This window comes from Eggerthella timonensis, assembly GCF_900184265.1.
GTDB lineage: Bacteria > Actinomycetota > Coriobacteriia > Coriobacteriales > Eggerthellaceae > Eggerthella > Eggerthella timonensis.
This window is the reverse complement of sequence record NZ_FXXA01000002.1, coordinates 1514411-1534324: the sequence shown is the minus strand read 5'-3', so window position 1 is coordinate 1534324 and position 19914 is coordinate 1514411. Positions and strand designations below refer to the sequence as shown.

15 protein-coding genes and 1 tRNA gene are annotated in these 19914 nt (G+C 67.1%); 3 read left to right on the top strand and 13 right to left on the bottom strand.

Annotated elements, in window-relative coordinates:
• Positions 1 to 104 precede the first annotated feature (104 nt).
• A complete protein-coding gene (locus C1A15_RS06325; RefSeq protein ID WP_101721761.1) occupies positions 105 to 947 on the top strand; it encodes an Mrp/NBP35 family ATP-binding protein in 843 nt (280 codons plus the stop codon).
• A 190-nt stretch (positions 948 to 1137) separates the two neighbouring features.
• Here C1A15_RS06325 and C1A15_RS06320 read toward each other — a convergent pair whose 3' ends face one another.
• Both C1A15_RS06320 and C1A15_RS06315 read right to left on the bottom strand, forming a co-directional pair.
• Positions 1138 to 1557 (bottom strand): hypothetical protein, encoded by a 420-nt coding sequence (locus tag C1A15_RS06320; RefSeq protein ID WP_245864950.1) that lies wholly within the window; start codon positions 1555 to 1557, stop codon positions 1138 to 1140.
• A gap of 135 nt (positions 1558 to 1692) precedes the next feature.
• Positions 1693 to 3147 carry a helix-turn-helix transcriptional regulator gene (locus tag C1A15_RS06315; RefSeq protein ID WP_101721759.1) on the bottom strand — a complete coding sequence of 485 codons (1455 nt, stop codon included), beginning with the start codon at positions 3145 to 3147 and terminating at the stop codon, positions 1693 to 1695.
• 156 nt (positions 3148 to 3303) lie between these two features.
• On the opposite strand from C1A15_RS06315, the gene C1A15_RS06310 reads away from it, so the two are divergent.
• Positions 3304 to 4953, top strand: a complete 1650-nt coding sequence (locus tag C1A15_RS06310) for an FAD-dependent oxidoreductase (protein ID WP_101721758.1) — start codon at positions 3304 to 3306, stop codon at positions 4951 to 4953.
• A 292-nt stretch (positions 4954 to 5245) separates the two neighbouring features.
• Here the strand turns inward: C1A15_RS06310 and C1A15_RS06305 are convergent.
• Positions 5246 to 5321, bottom strand: a tRNA-Ala gene (locus C1A15_RS06305).
• Positions 5322 to 5771: 450 nt separating this feature from the next.
• Between C1A15_RS06305 and C1A15_RS06300 the strand changes: the two genes are divergently transcribed.
• The gene (locus tag C1A15_RS06300) at positions 5772 to 8570 is read left to right on the top strand and encodes an EAL domain-containing protein (protein WP_245864949.1); all 2799 of its coding nucleotides are present in this window, start codon (positions 5772 to 5774) and stop codon (positions 8568 to 8570) included.
• Positions 8571 to 8651: 81 nt separating this feature from the next.
• Here the strand turns inward: C1A15_RS06300 and C1A15_RS06295 are convergent, their stop codons facing one another.
• From C1A15_RS06295 to C1A15_RS06250, 10 genes are all read right to left on the bottom strand, one after another.
• Complete coding sequence (locus tag C1A15_RS06295; protein ID WP_101721756.1) at positions 8652 to 8948, bottom strand: CDP-alcohol phosphatidyltransferase; 297 nt, start codon at positions 8946 to 8948, stop codon at positions 8652 to 8654.
• A gap of 82 nt (positions 8949 to 9030) precedes the next feature.
• Entirely contained in the window at positions 9031 to 11571 is a 2541-nt protein-coding gene (locus C1A15_RS06290; RefSeq protein WP_101721755.1) for a homocysteine S-methyltransferase family protein, read from the bottom strand.
• Entirely contained in the window at positions 11564 to 12307 is a 744-nt protein-coding gene (locus C1A15_RS06285; protein WP_245864948.1) for a vitamin B12 dependent methionine synthase, read from the bottom strand. Before C1A15_RS06285 ends, C1A15_RS06290 begins: the two co-directional genes overlap by 8 nt.
• Complete coding sequence (locus C1A15_RS06280; RefSeq protein ID WP_101721754.1) at positions 12295 to 13179, bottom strand: methylenetetrahydrofolate reductase; 885 nt, start codon at positions 13177 to 13179, stop codon at positions 12295 to 12297. Before C1A15_RS06280 ends, C1A15_RS06285 begins: the two co-directional genes overlap by 13 nt.
• Positions 13180 to 13307: 128 nt before the next feature.
• Positions 13308 to 14144: a tryptophan-rich sensory protein gene (locus C1A15_RS06275; RefSeq protein ID WP_101721753.1), complete on the bottom strand. Its 837-nt coding sequence runs from the start codon at positions 14142 to 14144 to the stop codon at positions 13308 to 13310.
• Between the two features lie 113 nt (positions 14145 to 14257).
• On the bottom strand, positions 14258 to 15520 hold the full coding sequence (locus C1A15_RS06270) for a U32 family peptidase (protein WP_101721752.1): 1263 nt from the start codon (positions 15518 to 15520) through the stop codon (positions 14258 to 14260).
• Positions 15521 to 15833: 313 nt separating this feature from the next.
• Complete coding sequence (gene cysS, locus C1A15_RS06265) at positions 15834 to 17339, bottom strand: cysteine--tRNA ligase (protein ID WP_101721751.1); 1506 nt, start codon at positions 17337 to 17339, stop codon at positions 15834 to 15836.
• A gap of 110 nt (positions 17340 to 17449) precedes the next feature.
• Entirely contained in the window at positions 17450 to 17956 is a 507-nt protein-coding gene (gene ispF, locus C1A15_RS06260) for a 2-C-methyl-D-erythritol 2,4-cyclodiphosphate synthase (RefSeq protein ID WP_101721750.1), read from the bottom strand.
• Positions 17956 to 18798: a 2-C-methyl-D-erythritol 4-phosphate cytidylyltransferase gene (gene ispD, locus C1A15_RS06255; RefSeq protein ID WP_101721749.1), complete on the bottom strand. Its 843-nt coding sequence runs from the start codon at positions 18796 to 18798 to the stop codon at positions 17956 to 17958. The genes ispF and ispD overlap by 1 nt, the downstream gene beginning before the upstream one ends.
• A 70-nt stretch (positions 18799 to 18868) precedes the next feature.
• Positions 18869 to 19810 (bottom strand): serine O-acetyltransferase, encoded by a 942-nt coding sequence (locus C1A15_RS06250; protein WP_101721748.1) that lies wholly within the window; start codon positions 19808 to 19810, stop codon positions 18869 to 18871.
• Positions 19811 to 19914: the final 104 nt, after the last annotated feature.

Below are 19914 nucleotides of genomic sequence, written 5' to 3'. Positions count from 1 at the left end.
GGGTCGATTCCTTCCGTCCAAGTATAAAGCTTATGCTATCATCCCGATAAGACGAGTGGCGCGTCCGCCGCGCGCGGGCGCTGAAAACCCAGAAAGAAGGAACCATGGCAGAAGAATGCACGCACGAGTGCAGCAGCTGCGGCGAGTCCGGCTGCGGCGACCGCACCGCCCAGGGCCCCAGCACCATCGAGGCGAACTCCCGCTCGAACATCAAGCACGTCATCGGCGTCGTGTCTGGCAAGGGCGGCGTGGGAAAGTCGCTGGTCACCAGCCTGCTCGCCAGCGAGATGCAGAAGCGCGGCAAGAAGGTGGGCATCCTCGACGCCGATGTCACCGGCCCGTCCATCCCCAAGACCTTCGGCATCACGAACCCGCTGACGGCTGACGCCGACGGCATCCTTCCTGGCCAGACGCAAAGCGGCATCAAGGTGATGTCCACCAACCTCATGCTGCCGAAGGACGACATTCCCGTCGCCTGGCGCGGCCCCGTGGTGTCCAACGCCATCCGCCAGTTCTACAGCGAGACGAACTGGGGCGAGATCGACTACCTGTTCGTCGACATGCCTCCGGGAACCTCCGACGTGCTGCTTACCGTGTTCCAGTCGCTGCCGGTCGACGGCATCGTCACCGTGTCCGCCCCGCAGGAGCTCGTGGCCATGATCGTGGGCAAGGCCGTGAACCTGGCCCACGACATGGACGTGGAGCTGCTGGGCCTCGTGGAGAACATGGCCTACTTCGTGTGCGACGAATGCGATAAGAAGCACCACATCTTCGGCGAGCCCCAGGGCGCGGCCGTGGCCGAGCGCTACGGCATCCCCGCCTACGCCACGCTGCCCATCGACCCCAGCTTCGCGCGCCTGTGCGATGCGGGCAAGGTGGAGGACTACGACGTGGCCGGCGCGCTCGACCCCATCATCGCCCAGATCGAAGCGGTGGAAGCCGAGTAACCCGACCGCTATCGAATATGGAAAAGGGGCGAGCGGCGCGGGATTTGAACTGCGCCGCTCGCCCACCCATCTTCGCTCGGAAAACACGCCACATCGGCTATGGCGTGTTTTCCGAGCGAAGATGGATTCCGAATCCAGGAGACCTTCGCTGCATCGAGCGGCTTCGTCGGCCGATAGGCTTTGGCAGCCTTTAAGGGTGCACGTCGAAATACCCCGTCTGTCCGCGCACCTGCCACGTGCACACGGCCAGCGCGATGACGAACAGGCCGCTCACGAGCGAGGTGAGGTCGCACGAACCCGCGGACACGCTGCTGGCAAGCGCCCAAGCCGTCAGCATCGCGTCGATGAACGTGATCCAGAAGAACAGGGTGATCTTGCGCGGGTTGCGCGCACCGCGCAGGCCCAGCAAGCCGATGACCAGGTTGAGGCACGCGCCAACCATCGCCATGGCGCCCACGACGGGCTCGGCCAGCACGGATGGCTCGGCGCCCAGCACCAGGCGCCCGAACAGGTAACCGCCCCACAGCGCGGCGCCCAGCAGCAGCTCGACGACGGCCCACACGATGACGAACAGGCACAGCCGCCGCAGCCACATCTGCCAAGTGGTCATGGGAACACCGTCGTCGCCGACAAGCGCCCCCGCTCTCCCGGCTCCGTCCATGAGGGCCCTCGTCTTTGCGGATAATCGTTCCATCGGGTCATTGTACCAGGAAAACCGATGCCCCAGTCCGACCCTTTCGGCCGATCAGCCGTTCGGAGCCTCAATCATCTCTATGAGGTCGATCATCTCCTGGCGGTCTCGCACTCCGAATTTCTGGTAGATGTGGGCGACGTGCGTTTTGGTCGTCGTCTTCGAAATATGCAGGCGTTCCGAGATATGAGGGACGCTTCTTCCGCGCACGATGAGCCCGAGCACCTCGGCCTCCCGTTCCGTCAGGCCGTACTTCCTGATCGCCTCTTCGCATTGGGCGGCGAACTGCACGATCTCGATCTTCGGGTATTCGACCGACGACTCGCGCTGGCCGCCCTCGAACACCCGCCGGCCATCGAGTAGGAAGGATACCGCGATGGCAAGCGCGCATGCAACGCCAAACGAGTCGAGGAACGAGCCGCCTTGCGTTCCCCCGAGCGCCTCCACCACGCCCAGCACCCCTAAAGCGAACAAGGGAACGCTGCATTCGAGCGCCCGATACCAACCGAAAGCCATCGCGGCGTTCACGCCCGTTCGCTGGCAGGCGTCAGCCACCATCACGAAGCAGAATAGGTCGAGGCAGGTGTACCCCACGGACACGAGCGTGAAGCCCACCCCCATCGTCAGGCTGAAGCTTCCCACGAGCAGCACCCCCGCCATGACCAGCGGCAGCACGATTTTATAGATGTACGAGTAGGAGAGCATGCCCCGGCACGACACGGCGAGCAGCAGAAGCGCCGCGGCAACCGCGAGGCTGACCACGGCCACGTAGGATCCTATATCGGACCCGAGCGCCTGGCGCTGCTGCGCGCCGATGATGACCGTCCACGCGATGATCCCCATGAGGAACAGGATGATCAGCACGCGCCAGGTCAGCGAGAGGAACGGACGCGCTCCACCCTCCTTTCGAGGCGCGTCCTCGCCGCATCCGTTCCCCGCCGTGCAGAGCAGCAACGCCGAGGTCGGCAGCAACGCGGCAAGCAGGATCGCCCGCACCCCGCCGGTCAGCGCATTGAGGAAAAGGTAGCCCAAAGCCGCAAGCGCGAACGCGGCGAGGGCGCGCATCGTCAACTCGTGCGCCTCCATCCGGCTGAAGCGCATGCCCCACGCGACGATGACCGATGCCGAGCACAACCGCGTCAACCCTCGGTACAGCGCAAGCGCGGCTCCGGCGTCCACAAGGCCCCACGACGAGAACGCGTACAGCGCAAGGGTCGCAATCCCCACCGCGACGGCCGCCGCGCACGCGACGGCGCGAGCACGGAAGCGCGCGAGCCGCGAGAACAGCAGCGCGGCAAGCAGGTACCCGCATATGTTGCACAACGAGGAAACGACGTGAAGCCAGGCGAAGCCCTGCGCCGCAGAGCCGGCTCCGATAAGGGGATCGGCGTAGATGTCGGTAAGGTTCCATACGAAGAACAGCGCGAGTCCCGCGGCGCTCGTCGCACCTTCGCCCAGCGAAACCGCAGGTAGATCGCGTCGTACTTTCTGGAGGATGCCTTCTTTCATTATTCTGACCTTTTTGTCGGATGGCGAGGACCGCGCCCGAGGCTACGATGCCCCCATCCTTCCCCGGAACCGCTTCACACCCGCATCGTAGCACGAAACGCGGACAGCTCGCCGGGGAAGGTGCCGCGTACAAGGATCGAAGGAGGAGGAAGGCACATGAAAGCTAAAGACGCATCGATGACGAGAAGGAGCTTCGTGGGAATCGGCTGCCTCGGAGCCATGGGAGCCGTCGCAGGCCTGTCCGGATGCTCTCCTAAGGAAAGCGGGCCCGACGCACAGCCCGTTGTCGAAGGAGGCGCCGACGCTCCGCAGAAGACGGGCGAGACCCTGCTGCCCAACAGCGCAGACCTCAAGTTCGCGCAACCGCAGGGAGGCAAGGTCGCCTTCGAGGAAGCCCCGATCGACGAGGCGAGCATCGTGGAAACCGTCGAATGCGACGTGGTGGTCTGCGGCGCGGGGATGTCGGGCGTGAGCGCTGCGGTCTCGGCCAGCGAGAACGGGCTGAATACCGTGCTCTTGGAGAAAGGGTCGACGTTCGCCGCACGCGGCACGGAGATCGCCGCCATCGGCGACAGCATCCATGCCGAAGCCGGCATCGAGCTCGACCCTGAAGAGTTCCTCGGAGACGCGATGAACACCGCGCATTTCCGCTGCGACCGCGACGTTTGGCTGAAATGGATCGAGCGTTCCGGGGAAGCGCTCGACTGGGGCCGCGAGCAGGTGGGCGACGCGTGCGGCGAGTTCTTCTGCAAGGGAGGCAACACGCGCTTCGCAGGCGTCACCACCTGGGGCACCGGCGTGCGCCTGGAGAAGGGCATCGCCTCGTTCGTCGAAGCCATGGCGGACAAGGCCGCCGGCTTCGGAACCGACATCCGCTACGACACGCCGGCGGTTCAGCTGGTGCAGGAAGGCGAGAAGGTGACCGGGGTCATCGCCAAGGGTGCCGACGGCTACGTGAAATTCATCGCGCGCAAGGGCGTCGTGCTGGCCACCGGCGGCTACGAGTTCAACTGGGACCTTCTGACCCAGCGCATCCGCCCGCGCGACCTGGCCGTGTACGCGTGGATCAACCCGACGACGACCGATACGGGCGACGGCCTTCTCATGGGCCTCGCCGCTGGGGCCGCCGAGGACGATTGGCCGCACATCCTGATGAACGATCCCGCCGGGGCGAAGACCGGCAACCGTGCGAACGGCGCCATGCTCGCTTTCCTGCGCGTGAACGAGAACGGCAAGCGGTTCGTAAACGAGAACCTCTCGTTCGAGTACATGAGCAACGCCATCATGTACCAGCCAGGAGCGCACGACTTCGTCCTCATAGCGGGCGACATCCTGCCCGCACTCGAGAAGGCCAAGGGCGGCGCCCCATGGACCCCGGAGGACATGTACGAATCCATCAAGAACGTGCTCGTTGAAGCCGACACGCTTGACGAGCTGGCGGAAAAGTGCGGCATCGACAGCGCCAACCTGGCCGCCACGGTCGAACGCTACAACGAGCTGTGCGCCGCAGGAGAGGACGCCGACTTCGGCAAGAACCCGAACGACCTGATTCCCCTCGAGGAAGGCCCCTTCTACGCCGTTGAGGAGAGCGGATGCTGCCTCGTGAGCGTGAACGGCCTGCGCACCGATGCGGGATCGCGTGTGCTGAACCCCTCCGACAAGCCCATCGAAGGGCTCTACGCCCTCGGCAACGTCTCGGGCAGCATGTTCAACGGCACGTACCCGCACCACATCAGCGCCATCAGCCACGGCCGCTGCCTCACCTTCGGCTACTTGGTAGGACGCCACCTCGCCGACTTGGAGTAGGAGCCGCGCTTCGCGCGCGGCCGTCAGGGAAGCGACGGCCGCGCGCAGGCAAGCAAAAGCCTCGCCGAGCCGTGCGATGAGGTTTCATATCGAGACGAACACGCAACGTCGTACAAGAAGCGGCAAACCGAACGGTTCTGCCGATCAATCAGAGGAGTTGCCGAAAAGGGGTCGGAAGGCTCGCGTCGAGGCCAGATGCGATGCGCTCGGATGTCAGCCCGGGACATCCTTTCCCCCGTGCCTGAAAATGGAAAGCGGGCCAAGCAATGAATTGCTTGGCCCGCGTAGTTGATGGTGGAGCCTAGGGGGATCGAACCCCTGACCTCATGGCTGCCAGCCATGCGCTCTCCCAGCTGAGCTAAGGCCCCGAAAAAGTGCGAAGCCTAGTATACCGGAAGCTGAAATCCGGTCAAGCACTTTTTTCGAAAAAGTTATGCGCTCGCTCAAAGAAGGTTCGTAAACCCATGCGCCGTCGCCGAACCATGACCTCATCGCACCTCGTCACACGCTAAAAAACGAGAAAAAGCCACCCCGGGATGCCCTATCGGCAACGGCCTATAGTGTGGTAAGGTAATACGCTGCAACCCGCAACCCATCCGACGATACCACCCCGTTGATCGGAGCGAAGGATAGCACCGGCAGAAACACACAGCGCCTCGCGGTCCCAACCGCCAGCATTCGCCTGGTTCTGCGCCGTCGCGTGCGCCGTCGCGCTGCTGGCCGCGTTCGCCAGCCACCCTTCGAGAGCTTGCGCCGACGAGTTCACCACGTACGGCGAGCGCGTCGTAACCGTCGCCTACTTCGAAGACGGCGACTATATGTCCATCGACGAAGACGGCGACTACGTCGGCTACAACATCGAGTACCTCAACGAGATCGCGCGCTACGCCGACTGGACCTACGAGTTCGCGAACTACCCGAGCTGGGAAGAGGCCTACGCCGCCCTCGAGGCGAACGAAGTGGACCTGCTGCCGCTCGTATACTACACCGAGGAGCGCGCGCAGCGCATGCTCTACTCGGGATCGTCTCTGTGCGAGATATACACGACGCTCAACGTGCGGCTCGAGGACACGCGCTACGCCTACGAGGATTTCTCCACGTTCTCGGGCATGCGCGTGGGAGTGATCGCGAACAGCCAGGATGCCGAGGCATTCGTCCGGTACAGCGAGAAGAACGACTTCTCCGTCGACGTCGTCCCCTACAGTGCCACGAGCGACCTGCTGGGCGCGCTCGACGAGGGCGCCGTGGACGCCATCGCCATCACCTACCTCGGCAGGAACTCGCGCTTCCGCACGATCGCGCAGTTCGCCCCCGAACCGCTCTACATCACCGTCCCTCCCGAGCGCACCGACATAGCCGAGGAGCTCGACGACGCGATGAGCCGCCTCAAGCTGCGCGACCCCGATTTCTCCGCGATGCTGTACGACCGCTACTTCGGCATCAACACCGACCAGGATCCGGTGTTCACCGAAGACGAGTACGCCTACCTCGAAACGGCGCCCACCCTGCGCGTCGCCTACGACTCGTTCAGGGCGCCGCTGTCCTACACCGACCCCGAAACCGGCGCGTTCGCCGGCGCGGTGGCGTCGCTGTTCGAAGACATCACGCGCATCACCGGCCTGCAGTTCGAGTTCCTTCCCGTCGAGCGTCACGACGAGGCCATCAGGCTCGTCGAGGACGGGGAAGCCGACATCGTCTACGCCGTCGACCGCGACTCGGATCCCAACGCCGTCAGCCAGCTCGCCACCACCGGTCCCTATCTGCGCGATCCGATGGCGCTCATCGTGGGAGCGAACCCGACCGGCTCGCGCGTGGCCCTGCCGCACGGCTTCGCGCTCGCATCGAACATGGCGCAGACCGTGCACGCCGCCGACGATGTCAGCTACTACGACACGCCCAAAGAGTGCCTGGACGCCGTGCTGCAGGGCCGCGCCGACATCGCGTACGCCGACACCCACGTGGCGAACTTCCTGCTGACCGAGTCGCAGTACGCGAGTTTGAGCGTGACCACCATCACGAGCTTCTCCAACAGCATGAGCATCGGAGTCGGGCGCGACCTCGACAGCCGGCTGGTCAGCATCCTCGACCGCTGCGTGCAGTACACCGCGGACAGCAAGATGACCACGTGGTTGTCGCAGAGCTCGCTGGCCGTCCACCCCACGAGCCCCGTCGACTTCCTGCGCCAGTACCCGGTGCAGTTCATCGCCGCCATCGTCGCGCTGTTCGGCATCGCCCTCGGCGTCGCCCTGTACGTGAGCCGCGTGAAGCTGCGCGCGGCGCGGCGCGTGGAGGAGTTCTCGTTCACCGACCCGCTGACCGGCGGCTGGAGCCTCGCCCGCTTCCGCTCCGAGGTGGGCACGCGCATCGCGAGCGCTCCCGACGGCACGTACGCCATCGTGTACCTCGACGTGAAGCGCTTCAAAAGCTTCAACGCGGCGTTCGGCTACGCCATCGGCGACCGCGTGCTGCACGACCTCAACGACACCCTGGCCGCCATGCGAGCGCCCGACGAGCGCTACGCGCACGTCATCGCCGACGAGTTCGTGCTGCTCGTGCGCTGGAACGGCTGGGAGGCGCTGCTCGAGCGCTTCGACGAGCTCGACCGCCGCTTCAACGGCACGGGCACGCTGACCGGGCTGTCGCACCGCCTGTTGCTGCAGGCGGGCGCATGCGTCATCGAGCGCAGCGCCGAAACGCCGCGCATCGACGCGCAGAGCATCATCGAGTTCGTCGACAGCGCCCGGTACGCCCGCGACAGCATCGGCGACATCTCGCGCAGCACCGCCGCGCAGTACTCGGCCGGTATGAAGGATCGCGACGTCGCCGAACGCGCGCTCGTGGCCGTGGCGCACGACGCGCTCGAACGCGGCGAGTTCACGGCCTTCTACCAGCCCAAGGTGGAGATCGCCACGAACCGCCTCGTGGGCTTCGAGGCGCTCGCGCGCTGGGTGTCGCCCGAGCGCGGGCTCGTGCCGCCCGACGAGTTCATTCCCCTGTTCGAGCGCACCGGCCTTGTGATCGACCTCGACCTGCACATCTTCCGCCTCGTCTGCGCGCGCATCCGCGAGCAGCTCGACACCGGTGCGCAGGCGCTCGTCATCGCCTGCAACTTCTCGCGCCGGCACCTGCAAAACGACGCGTTTCCCGAAACGGTGAGAGGCATCGTGGACGAGTATGGCGTGCCCGTGGAGCTGCTGGAGCTCGAGCTGACGGAGGACATCGTCATGGAGGACCTCGATCGCGCCGAGCGGCTGTGCCGGCGGCTGAAAGACCTCGGGTTCCGCATCGCCATCGACGACTTCGGCAGCGGCTACTCGTCGCTAGGAACCCTGCAGAACCTGCCCATCGACGTGCTGAAGCTTGACCGCAGCTTCCTCATGAGCAGCGAGAGCGGCGAACGCTGCAAGGCCATCCTCGAGGGCGTGGTGTCCATCGCCGACAAGCTCGACGTGGCGGTGGTAGTGGAGGGCGTGGAGACGCGCGACCAAGCCTCCATGCTCGTGCGCATGGACGACCGCATCATCGCGCAGGGCTTCCTCTACTCGCGCCCCGTCGCGCGGGACGTCTCGGACGCGCAGTTCGCCGCAGGATCCATCGAGCCGTCCGATCCCGCGTAGCAAGCGGCATACGCGGGTCGCGTTCGGCGAAGAGGCAGAACAAAACGGGGGCGGTCGTTTGCGCGACCGCCCCCGTTGTCGTTACGCTTTTTCAGACGCGTAGAATACCGCTTGGTCGAACACGTCGGCGATCGCCTTGCCGTCGACGAAGGGAAGCGTCAAGAACTCGCTCACCGTCGGCACCAGCTCGCTCGCGTCGACGTAGTGTCCCTTTTCGTTGAGCTTCGCCGTGTCCTGCGCGCGCCAGTAGCGGTCGTTGACGTCGGTCAGGTAGTACGTTTCGCCGCCGATCTCCATGTACACGGAGTGCTTCGCGTGCAGGTAGTTCGGCAGCTCGTCGAAGGATACGTCGAGCGCCTCCGCAGCTTTCGTTCCCATAACGGCCCCTTTCGTCCGAAAAACACCTTGGCGTTATCATAGCAAGAAGTCTCAGCGGATTCATCGGAAATGGCAGAATCGTTCAGCTCGTTTTCCCGGCGAAGAAGCGCTCGGCGATGCGCGCGGCCTCGGCGGCGTCCTTGCCGTAGAAGTCGGCGCCGATCTGGCGGGCGTATTCGGGCGTGAGCACGGCCCCGCCCACGAACACCGCCGCGTCCGGCACCTCCTCGTGCACGAGGCGCACGGTCTCCTCCATGGCCTTCACCGTGGTGGTCATGAGCGCCGACAGCCCCACGAGGCGGATGCCCTGCTCCTTGACCACGCGCACCACCTCGGCGGGCTCCACGTCGCGGCCGAGGTCCACCACGCGGTAGCCGTAGTTCTCCAGCAGCATCTTGACGATGTTCTTGCCGATGTCGTGGATGTCGCCCTTCACCGTGGCCACCGCGATGGCGCGCGCGTCGTCGGTCGCCGCAGCCGGATCGCCCGCCTGCGCCTTCACCACGTCGAAGCCCGCCTTCACCGCCTCGGCCGAGGCCATGAGCTGCGGCAGGAAGAACGCGCCGCGCTCGAACCGCTCGCCCACCGCGTCGAGCGCCGGGATGAACACGCCGTCGATGAGCGCGAGCGCGTCGTGGTTCTCCAGCAGGCGCGCGACGGCATCGGGCACGGGGCCCTTGCGGCCGGTGAAGATGAGGCGCACGAGCGCGCGCACCTCGTCGACGACGTCGGCGAACGCAGGCGGCACGACAACGACGTCGTCGCCCGGAGACGCGTCATGAGACGAAGGGACGGGGTTACTGTCTCGCTCGGACCCGCTCGAGGCAGGCGCAGCGTAGGGGTCGGCGGCGTCGGCGTAGGCGTCGATGAACGCCGTCGCACCGGCATCCTGGCCGTTCAACACCTTGAACGCGGCCACCGTGTCGCGGTAGCGGCCCGAGAGCGGGTTCAGGATGGGCAGGTCGAGGCCCGCGCCGAACGCCGCCGCCAAAAACGTGGCGTTCACGAGCCCGCGTTGCGGCATACCGAAGCTGACGTTCGACACGCCGAGCACCGTGCGCACGCCGAGACGCTCCTTGACGAGCCCGACGGCGCACAGGATCTCGCGCGCCTCGTCCTGGTTGGTGGCCGCCGCCATGACGAGGCAGTCCACCACCACGTCCTCGCGCGGGATGCCCCGGCGCTCGGCCTCCTCCACGATGCGCGCGGCGATGGCATAGCGCCCTTCGGCCGTGGGCGGGATGCCGTCCTCGTCGAGCGTGAGCGCCACCACCGCGCAGCCGTAGCGCTTCACGATGGGCAGCACCGCGTCGAGGCTCTCGCGCTTGCCGTTCACGGAGTTCACGAGCGGCTTGCCCGCGTAACCGCGCACGGCGGCTTCGACGGCGGCCGGATCGCTCGAGTCCACCACGAGCGGCAGCGTGACCGTGGCCTGCAGCTTCTCCACCGCGGCGCGCAGGGCGGCCGGCCCGTCCAGCTCGGGCAGCCCCACGTTCACGTCGAGCACATCGGCGCCGGCCTCCTGCTGGGCCACCGCCTCGCCCACCAGGTAGTCGAAGTCGCCGGCGCGCAGGGCGGCCTTGAGCTTCGGCTTGCCCGTGGGGTTGATGCGCTCGCCGACGACCGCGATGCGCGAGCGCCCCGCCGGCAGCACGACGGCCTCCTGGGCGCTCGTCAGCACGCAAGCGCGCTCGTACGGACGCGGCTTCGGCGCACCGAAGCCGTCCACGAGCGCGCGCACCCGCTCGATGAAGGCGGGGCTCGTGCCGCAGCATCCGCCCACCATGCTGGCACCCGCCTCCAGCATGCGCCCCATGGCGCGCGCGAACGACGCCGGATCCACGTCGTACACCGTGCGGCCGTCCTCGACGCGCGGCAAGCCGGCGTTGGGCTGCACGAGCACGGGACAGCGGGCGAAGCGCGCCATGGCCTGCGCGGCTCCCAGCAGCTCGTCGGGACCGAGCGAGCAGTTGAGGCCCACCGCATGCGCGCCCATGGACGACAGCGTGGCGGCAGCCACCTCGGGCGGCGTGCCGAGGAACGTGCGCCCGTCCTCGCCGAACGTCATCGTGACGAACACGGGCAGGTCGCAGCGCTCGCGCGCGGCCAAGAGCGCCGCCTTCGCCTCGCGCAGGTCGGCCATCGTCTCGATGAGCACGAGGTCGCAGCCCGCGGCGCATACGGCATCCACCTGCTCGGCGAACAAATCGTACGCCTCCTCGAACGTGCAGGTTCCCAACGGCTCCAGCAGCGCGCCCAAAGGCCCGATGTCGCCCGCCACGTAGCGCGCCCCCGCCTCGCGCGCGCACGCCGCGGCGGCGCGGTAGACCTCGGCCACGCTCGCTCGGCCCTCCAGCTTGCGCGCGTTCGCGCCGAACGTGTTCGTGGTGATCACCTCGGCCCCCGCCGCCACGTAGTCGGCGTGGATGGCGGCGATGGCCTGCGGATGCGAGAAGTTCAGCAGCTCGGGCACGGCCCCCGCGTCCGCCAGGCCGCACGCCTGCAGCTGGGTGCCCATGCCGCCGTCGAACACGAGGAAGTCCTCGCCGCGCAGCGCGCGTGCCAGGTGCTCGTCGGCGACGACGATGCCGTCGAGCGGGTCGAACGCGGAAACGTCAGCCATGGCAGGTGATTCCTTTCTTCCTGAGCTGGCAGTACGGGCGCAGCTGGCACGACGCGCACGCGTCGCGCCCGGCCGTGCGCGGCAGCGGCCGGTCGAACAGCCCCACGACGGCCGTGATGCTTTTGGTGGGAACGAGGAGGTTGCCCTCGGTGGCCGAAAGGCCGATGCGGCGCGTCGCGTCGAGCGCAGCCAGGAACGCAGGCTGCACCGTCAGCGGCAGGTCCCCGTAGCCCGGGCTGAAGCGGAAGTTCGCATGAAGGCCCTCAGCGGCGGCCTCTTCCACGATGGCGGCCTCGGTTGCGTTCGCGGCCGCTTCCACGAGCGCAGACGCCGCCGCGCCGTACAGCAACGCGTCGACCGGCCCGAGCGCGGCGTGCTTGCGCAGCTCCCGCTCGCTGGCCGCACCGAGCGTGCACGCCATGAGCGCCGCCTTCTGCGCGCCGCGCAGGTGCGCGGCGATGGAGCGCCCCTCCAGCACGAGCGGGCTTCCCGCAAAAGCTACGCGCGGCTCGTCGCCGTCCCAGCAGCTGCGAGCCTCGTCCACGTCGAACGTCGCGTGGATGCAAGCAGGGCGCAGCGTGCGCTCGCATGCGTCGGCGAGGCGCTCGAACCGCGCGCGCAGATCGTCGTCCAGCTCCTGACCGGCGTAGCCGAGGTAGCGCAGCGCCTCGGCGCGGTCGAGCGCGAGGCCGGATCCGGGCGCGAGCGTGTCGGGACGCACGCTCACCGCCGCCACGCCGCCCGCAGCGCCGCGACGTTCGCACGGGCGATGTCGGGCTGGTTCATCGTGTACACGTGCAGGCCGTCCACGCCGTGCGCCGCCAAATCGACCAGCTGGTCGTTCGCGTACTCGATGCCCGCGCGGCGCAGATCGTCGGGCGCGTGCTCGTAGCGCGCGAGCAGCTTGATGATGGGAGACGGCAGCGACGCGCCGCACATGAACACCATGCGCTGGATTTGCGCCTTCCCCAGAAACGGCATGATGCCGCACGCGATGGGCGCGGTGATGCCGGCCGCCAGCGCGTCCTCCCAGAAACGGTAGAAGTACGCGTTGTCGAAGAACAGCTGCGTGACGAAGAACGACGCGCCCGCGTCCTGCTTCTGCTTGAGATGCTCGACGTTGGCGCGCGCGTCGGCACACGCGATGTGTCCCTCGGGATAGGCGGCGGCACCCACGCAGAACCCCTCCTCGGCGAGGATCGCCACGAGGTCCTTCGCATAGCGCAACGCGCCCGCTTCCGGCCCGTCGCAGGGCGGGGCCGCATCGCCGCGCAGGGCCAGCACGTTTCGGATGCCCTTGCGCTTGAGGTCGTCGATGGTGCTCGACAGCGCCTCGTCGGTGGCGTCCGCGCACGTCAGATGCGCCACGGTGGGCACGTCGAAGTCGGATTGGATCATGGCCGCCACGTCGGCGGTGGCCCGCTTGTTGCCGCTGCCGCCGGCCGAGTACGTCACGCTGATGAAGTCGGGCACGAGATCGGCCAGCTGGCCGGCCATGGCGTGCGCCGCTTCGAGCGAAAGATCTCCCTTCGGCGGGAATATCTCGAACGAGACGGGCTGGCGCCCTTCGGCCTTCGCGGTGCGGTATATGTCGAGTATCTGGGTCATGCCGTCATTATACGAAAGCGCGGCCTGGCCGGGCGCACCGCCCCGCCAAGCCGCACCTTTTCACCACGAGCGCGCCGCCGGACGCGCTCGGCAGCGTCATACGCCGCGCTCCCGAGCACGCCGCAGGGCTAGCCGCGCACGAGCTTCCTCATCGAGCCGATAGGCGCGAACGTCAGGATGGCCCCGACGACGCACAGCAGGAACACGACGGCCGCCGTGAACGCCGAAACGCCCGACACGTTCACGCCTACGCCGATGAGCGCCCACAAGAATACGAGCGGGAACGCGATGTCGTCGTACGCCTTGCGCATCACGTAGCCGAAGGCCAGCACGCCGGCCGTCAGCAGGATGGTGAACAGGCCGTTGAGAAACGGGATGCCGCCGTCGAACAGGCGCGTGACGAGGATGGCCAGGTTCGCCAACGTGGCCACGGTGACCCATGCGGTGTAGATGGACACGGGAACCCACCCCGAAGCGGTTTTCATCGTGCGGCGCACGTTCAGATACAGCGCCGCCAGCACGAACCACTCGGCCAGGATCACGATGAACGACACGGCCACCAGCTCGAAATGCCACAGGGCAAGCCACAGCACGTTGAGCGCGCAGCTGGCGATGAACAGGACCGACGTCATGGTGAAGCGGTCGGGGCGCGTGGGAGCCGTGCGCGTGTACGCCACGAGCCACACGATCATCGCGATGTAGATGAGCGACCAGATGGCGAACACGTAGCCGGCGGGCGTGAACCAGGTGAACACGCCGTACGCGATGTCCGCCGACGTGGTTCCTCCCACCTGGCCGCCCTCTATGATGGCGTTGCCGAGCAGGGTAAGGGCGTACACGATCCACATGGTGACGGTCTCGGCGGTCAGGTAGCCGCCGCGCTCGAGCTTGCGGCCGGTGCGCGTGTTGCGGGCACGCTGCACGACGCCCGGCGCCGATGCGGCGCGATACGCATGTTGGGGCATGATGCACCTCGCTTTCTGAGGGAATAGGGTACCCCTCAGTGTAGCGTCGCCCCCTGCGGTGCGCCTCAACGGCCCCTTAGCAGTATTTCATCGCTTCGGCGCAGATCACAAGCCTATCGCTCAACGTTGACGCGCATGCGCAGGAAGTCTCCGGGAGCCAGCTCCTCCCCGGTTTCAAACGCGTAGCGCTCGGCCGAGCGGTTCGCCACGGCCACCGGGACGCGCTCGGGCTGCGGGCAGTCGCCGTCGGGCGAGGGCAGCCAGGCGAGGTTGCGCACGCGCACGCGGGCGATGCGCGGGCGCGGCGAGAGCGCCTCCAGCTCGTCGCCTTCGCAGAAGCGGTTGTAGCAGCGCGCGATCACGCGGAACGCGCCGTCTTCCCACGGAGAAGCCTCGCACGATTCCACGGTGGCGGCATGCAGGCAAGCGGTGGTGTAGCCGTCGACCGCGGGCGACTGCTGCGCGTCGCCGTAGTAGAACCCGGTGCCGTAGGGACGGTGCGACACGGCCAACAACTCGTCGGCCACCTCGGCGGCCGGGACGCCGTCGAGCACCTGGCGGTAGGCGCGCACCACTGAGGCCACGTAGAACGCCTTCTTGTTGCGGCCTTCGATCTTGAACGAGTCGACGCCGGCCGCGGCCAGGTCGTCGAGGTGCGCCAGCATGTTGAGGTCCTGCGCGTTCATGACGTACGTCCCGCGCACGTCCTCCTCCACGGGGAAGAACTCGCCGGGTCGTTGCTCCTCCACGAGCGCGTAGCTCCACCGGCACGGCTGGGTGCAGTGGCCCTTGTTGCCCGAGCGGCCCGTCAGCGCGGAGCTGATCAGGCAGCGCCCCGACACGGCCATGCACATGGCCCCGTGCACGAACGCCTCCAGATCCAGCTCGCGCGGGGCGTCGGCACGCAGACGCGCGATGTCCTCCACGCTCATCTCCCGCGCGAGCACCACGCGGCTCGCGCCCAGCTCGTGCCACACGCGCGCCGCTTCGGCGTTGCACACCGAAGCCTGGGTGCTCACGTGCAGCTCCACCTCGGGCGCGTGGCGCTGCGCCAAGCGCAGCGCGCCCAGGTCGCTCACGATGAACGCGTCGACCTCGGCCGCGGCGAGCGCCTCGAGGTACGCGGGAAGCGCCGCGAGGTCGTCGGCGTCCATGAGCGCGTTGAGCGTCACGTACACCCGCGCGCCCGCGGCATGCGCGTGCGCCGTCGCGGCGGGAACGTCGTCCAGCGCGAAGTTGGCTGCGCGCTGTCTGAGGCCGAAACGGTCGGCCGCCAAATACACCGCATCCGCGCCGAAGCGGATGGCGGCCTCCAGCTGCGCCTGCCCGCCGGCCGGCGCGAGCAGCTCGGGAGTTCTTGTCAGTCGTGTTTGCATGCGCCGTATTGTAGCGCATGTGTGGCAAAATCGGGTTTTTGGCAATCCGAATGCGTCCGGAACCGATTATGACGGACCGTGAAAAATCGCGACCTGCGGTTTCGCGCGAATGTGCCTTGAAACATCCCGCCAGTAGTGCCAGAATCCCGATTTTGCCACACATAGGCCCGCCGCATGGTGCCCCGTGACATTTCGGAGTCGAACCGCCTCGCTCCAAGAGAGCTTCGCCGCGCATACGGAAAACATCGAAGGGCGGCCTCGATGACCGCCCTTCGGGAAACGCTTCTATCGAATCCTGCGGAACGCGCCGCCGTTATCCCCCGTAGCTCACGCGGGCTCCCTGCGGCGTGTCTTCGATCGTGAAGCCCAAGCCGCCGAGGCCATCGCGCACGGCGTCGGCACGGCCCCAGTCCTTTGCGGCGCGCGCGTCGGCGCGGGCTGCGAGCAGCGCATCCACGGCCTCGACGGCATCGGAACCCTCGTAGCCCGCGATATCGGCCGCAAGCGCCACGACCTCGGCCGGGTACCCGTTCGCGGCGCACGCATCCGCGGAGGCCTCCACGTCGATGCCGAACACGCCCATGAGCTCGACGATGAGCGCGCGGGCGTCGCGCACGGGCGGCACGTCGGACAGCGACAGCGTCTTGCCCGCCGTCTGCGCGTTCACGTCGGCGATGAAGTCGAACACCTCGCCGAGCGCCTTGCAGGTGTTGAAGTCGTCGTCCATGGCCAGGATGAAGCCCATCTTCGCCTGCCGCGTGCGATCCATAAGCGCGCGCAAATCCAGCGGCGAGGGGATGTCCTCGGCGTTGCCCAAAAGCCAATCGAGGTTCTTCACCGCGTTCTCGATGCGGCACAGCGCCGCGCCCGCTTCGGCCAGGCGCTCGTCGGAGAAGTCGAGCGGCGAGCGGTAATGCGTCTGCAGCATGAGGAAGCGCAGCACCTTCGGGTCGGTCGCCTTCAGCACGTCGCGCAGCAGCTTGAAATTGCCCAGCGACTTGCTCATCTTCTCGGAGTTGATCTGTAGCATGCCGCCGTGCATCCAGTAGTTCGCGAACGTGCAGCCGCACGCGGCCTCGCTCTGCGCGCGTTCGTTCTCGTGATGCGGGAACACGAGGTCGGCGCCGCCGCCGTGGATGTCGAAAGGCAGCCCCAGGTACGTGCGCGACATGGCCGAGCACTCGATGTGCCAGCCGGGACGGCCCATGCCCCAGGGCGATTCCCACGCCGGTTCCCCGGGCTTGGCGGCCTTCCACAGCGCGAAGTCGAGCGGGTCGCGCTTGCGATCGCCCACCGCTTTGTCATCGGCACGCAGCTCGCGGTGGCCGCTCTCCATCTCGTCCACGTTGCGTCCCGACAGCTCGCCGTACGCCGGGAACGAGCGCACGTTGAAGTACACGTCGCCGTCCGCGTCGTAGGCGTGGCCGCCGTCGATGAGCTCCTGGATGAGCTCGATCATCGCGGGGATCTCCTCGGTGGCCTTCGGGCGGATGTCGGGATCGAGCACGCCGGCGTCGCGCATGTCCTCGATGAACGCCTCGGTGTACTCGGCGGCCACCTCGGCGGCGCTGCGGCCCTCTTCGTTCGCCTTGGCGATGATCTTGTCGTCCACGTCGGTGACGTTTTGCACGAACGTCACGTCGAAGCCGCGCCACATGAGGTAGCGGCGGATCACGTCGAAGCTCATGAACGTGCGCGCGTTGCCGATGTGGATGTAGTTGTACACGGTCGGCCCGCACACGTACATGCCCACCTTGCCGCGCTCGCGCGTCTCGAAATCGACCTTCGTGCGGGTCTTCGTATTATATAGCCTGATCATAGTAGTATCCTCGCATCCTGCCTGTCCGAACGTCGCACCCCTGAGGACGCGCGTCAACCTGAAATTCTAGCACAGCGGCCTGAGACGGCCGCGACCTTGAGCGGCGGCTCCTACCTACATCGATGCAGAAGACACACGGCGGTCGCGGAGATGCCCTCCTCGCGGCCCTCGAACCCCAAGCGCTCGGTGGTGGTGGCTTTCACGCCCACGTTCTCCACCGCGACGCCCATGGCACGAGCCAGGTTCTCGCGCATGGCCTCGCGGTACGGCGAGAGCTTCGGCGCCTGCGCGGCGATGACGGAGTCCACGTCGAGGATGTCGTAGCCCTCGGCGCGCACCTTGTCAGCCACGGCGGCCAGCAGCTTGAGCGAGTCGGCGTCCAGGTAAGCGGGATCGGTGTCGGGGAACAGCTTGCCGATGTCGCCGCCGCGGATGCCTCCCAGCAGCGCGTCGGCGATGGCATGCGCCAGCACGTCGGCATCCGAATGCCCGAGCAGCCCCTTCGAATGCGGGATGTCCACGCCCCCCAGGATAAGCTTCCGCCCTTCGGCGAAAGCATGCACGTCATACCCCTGCCCGATGCGCAGGGACGCGGGGCTGAACGCCTGATCGGCCATCACTCTTCCGCCCCCTTCATGTACATCGTGCGCACGGCCGCGGCCAGCATGAGGTAGTCCTCGGGCACGGTCAGCTTGATGTTGTCGCGCTTGCCCTCCACCACGAGCACGCGGCCGCCCAGCCGCTCGATGAGCGACGAGTCGTCGGTGCCCATGAAGCCGTCGGACAACGCCGAGGCGTGCGCGCGGCGGTAGATGCCGGCGCGGAACACCTGGGGCGTCTGCGCGTTCCAGAACACGCGGCGGTCCGGCGTTCCCACGATCACGCCGTTCTCGACCACTTTGAGGGTGTCGACGGCCGGATGGGCCACCACGGCGCCGTCGCAGTCGATGTTGCCCTTGAGCGTGGCGATGGTGTGCGCGATGAGGTCGGGCGTGATGAGCGGGCGGGCGCCGTCGTGCAGGATGACGTACTCGTAGTCGTCCGGAACGTACTCGAGGCCCGAGAACGCCGACTCCTGGCGGCTGGGACCCGAGGGCGCCACCACGATGGGCGTGACGAACGGGAACGGGTCGATCGCGCGCTTGAGGTACTCGTCGCAGCGGTCCTCGGGGCACACGATGACGATGAGCCCGATGTCGCCCACGGCATCGAACGCCTCGGCCGACCACGTGAGGATGGGCTTGCCCGCGATCTCCACGAGCTGCTTGCCGCCCTCCTTGCCGAACCGCTCGCCCGTGCCGCCTGCCAATATGATGGCGGCCGTCTGCGGGTTCTTGTCGACCTCGCCTTTGAGCCCGCCCATCGCCTGCGACAGCGCATCGAAGTCGAGGTCGTTCAGCGCGAGCTCGGGCGCGCTGAGCACCGCGGACGAGAACACCGGGTCGATTGTCTGCGTCATAGGGTCTTCCTCTCCGCCGTGGGTTGTTCTTCTGCCGCCCCCGACTGCATCGTCTGAAAACGTCACGGGCCTAGTCCCGCTCGCCCGGCTGGCGCACGGTGATCTCCTGCGCCTTCAGCGACACGCGAGAATTGGGGGGAACCGACGAGGTGACGAACGTGGAGCCGGCGATGACCGATCCTGCGCCCACCACCGTCTCTCCGCCGAGCACCGAGGCGTTGGAGTAGATGGTCACGTCGTCCTCGATGGTGGGATGGCGCCGCACCCCGGCGAGCCGCTGCCCGCCGCGCGTGGAAAGCGCGCCCAGCGTGACGCCCTGGTACAGCTTCACGTGATCGCCGATGATGGTGGTCTCGCCGATCACCACGCCCGTGCCGTGATCGATGAAGAAGTACTCGCCGATCTGGGCGCCGGCGCCGATGTCGATGCCCGTGCCGCTGTGCGCCAGCTCGGTCATGATGCGCGGGATGATGGGCACGTTCTGCTGGTAGAGCACGTGCGCGATGCGGTACACGTAGATGGCGTACAGGCCGGGGTACGAGAAGATGACCTCCTCCTTCGATCCGGCCGCCGGATCGCCGTCGTACAGCGCCTGCACGTCGGTGAGCAGCACCCGCTGGATGCTGGGAAGCTCGTCGAAGAACACCGTGCACACCTCGGAGGCGCGCTCGCAGATGTGCTCGGGCGTGCCGCCGCACAGGGAGCGTGCCGGGTCGGCCTCCAGGGCGTCGCGGTCGTCGGAGGTGTAGGCCAGCGCGAGGACGATCTGCTCGCGCAGCACCCGCTCGATTTGGATGAGCGTCTCCCCGATGAAGTACTCCGGGCTGGTGGACGGCGTGAGCATCTCCTCGCCGAAGTAGCCCGGAAACAACACCCGGCGCAGGTCTTTGAGGACGCTCTTCACGGCCATGCGGCTGGGAAACCGCCGTCCGGGCTTGGTGAAGAATATCTCGTCGGCCTCGTAGTTCTTCTCGATGCTTTTCACGATGCGATCGAGGTTGTCTCCGAACATGGAACCTCCTGAAATCGGTTGATGCGCTGCGCCTCCCGCCGCGCGCTCCCCTGCCGCGCCGCACGTCGGCATGGCCGCCTTCGGTCGGCTTGCGACGTGCCTAG

Bases quoted from the DNA above. Each gene is read 5' to 3' on its own strand.
- C1A15_RS06300 (WP_245864949.1), top strand. From the start codon at position 5,772: ATGTCCATCGACGAAGACGGCGACTACGTCGGCTACAACATCGAGTAC.
- C1A15_RS06250 (WP_101721748.1), bottom strand. From the start codon at position 19,810: ATGTTCGGAGACAACCTCGATCGCATCGTGAAAAGCATCGAGAAGAAC.
- ispF (WP_101721750.1), bottom strand. From the start codon at position 17,956: ATGGCCGATCAGGCGTTCAGCCCCGCGTCCCTGCGCATCGGGCAGGGG.
- C1A15_RS06270 (WP_101721752.1), bottom strand. From the start codon at position 15,520: ATGCAAACACGACTGACAAGAACTCCCGAGCTGCTCGCGCCGGCCGGC.
- C1A15_RS06290 (WP_101721755.1), bottom strand. From the start codon at position 11,571: ATGGCTGACGTTTCCGCGTTCGACCCGCTCGACGGCATCGTCGTCGCC.
- C1A15_RS06280 (WP_101721754.1), bottom strand. From the start codon at position 13,179: ATGACCCAGATACTCGACATATACCGCACCGCGAAGGCCGAAGGGCGC.
- C1A15_RS06275 (WP_101721753.1), bottom strand. From the start codon at position 14,144: ATGCCCCAACATGCGTATCGCGCCGCATCGGCGCCGGGCGTCGTGCAG.
- C1A15_RS06315 (WP_101721759.1), bottom strand. From the start codon at position 3,147: ATGAAAGAAGGCATCCTCCAGAAAGTACGACGCGATCTACCTGCGGTT.
- C1A15_RS06325 (WP_101721761.1), top strand. From the start codon at position 105: ATGGCAGAAGAATGCACGCACGAGTGCAGCAGCTGCGGCGAGTCCGGC.
- ispD (WP_101721749.1), bottom strand. From the start codon at position 18,798: ATGACGCAGACAATCGACCCGGTGTTCTCGTCCGCGGTGCTCAGCGCG.
- cysS (WP_101721751.1), bottom strand. From the start codon at position 17,339: ATGATCAGGCTATATAATACGAAGACCCGCACGAAGGTCGATTTCGAG.
- C1A15_RS06310 (WP_101721758.1), top strand. From the start codon at position 3,304: ATGAAAGCTAAAGACGCATCGATGACGAGAAGGAGCTTCGTGGGAATC.
- C1A15_RS06295 (WP_101721756.1), bottom strand. From the start codon at position 8,948: ATGGGAACGAAAGCTGCGGAGGCGCTCGACGTATCCTTCGACGAGCTG.
- C1A15_RS06320 (WP_245864950.1), bottom strand. From the start codon at position 1,557: ATGACCACTTGGCAGATGTGGCTGCGGCGGCTGTGCCTGTTCGTCATC.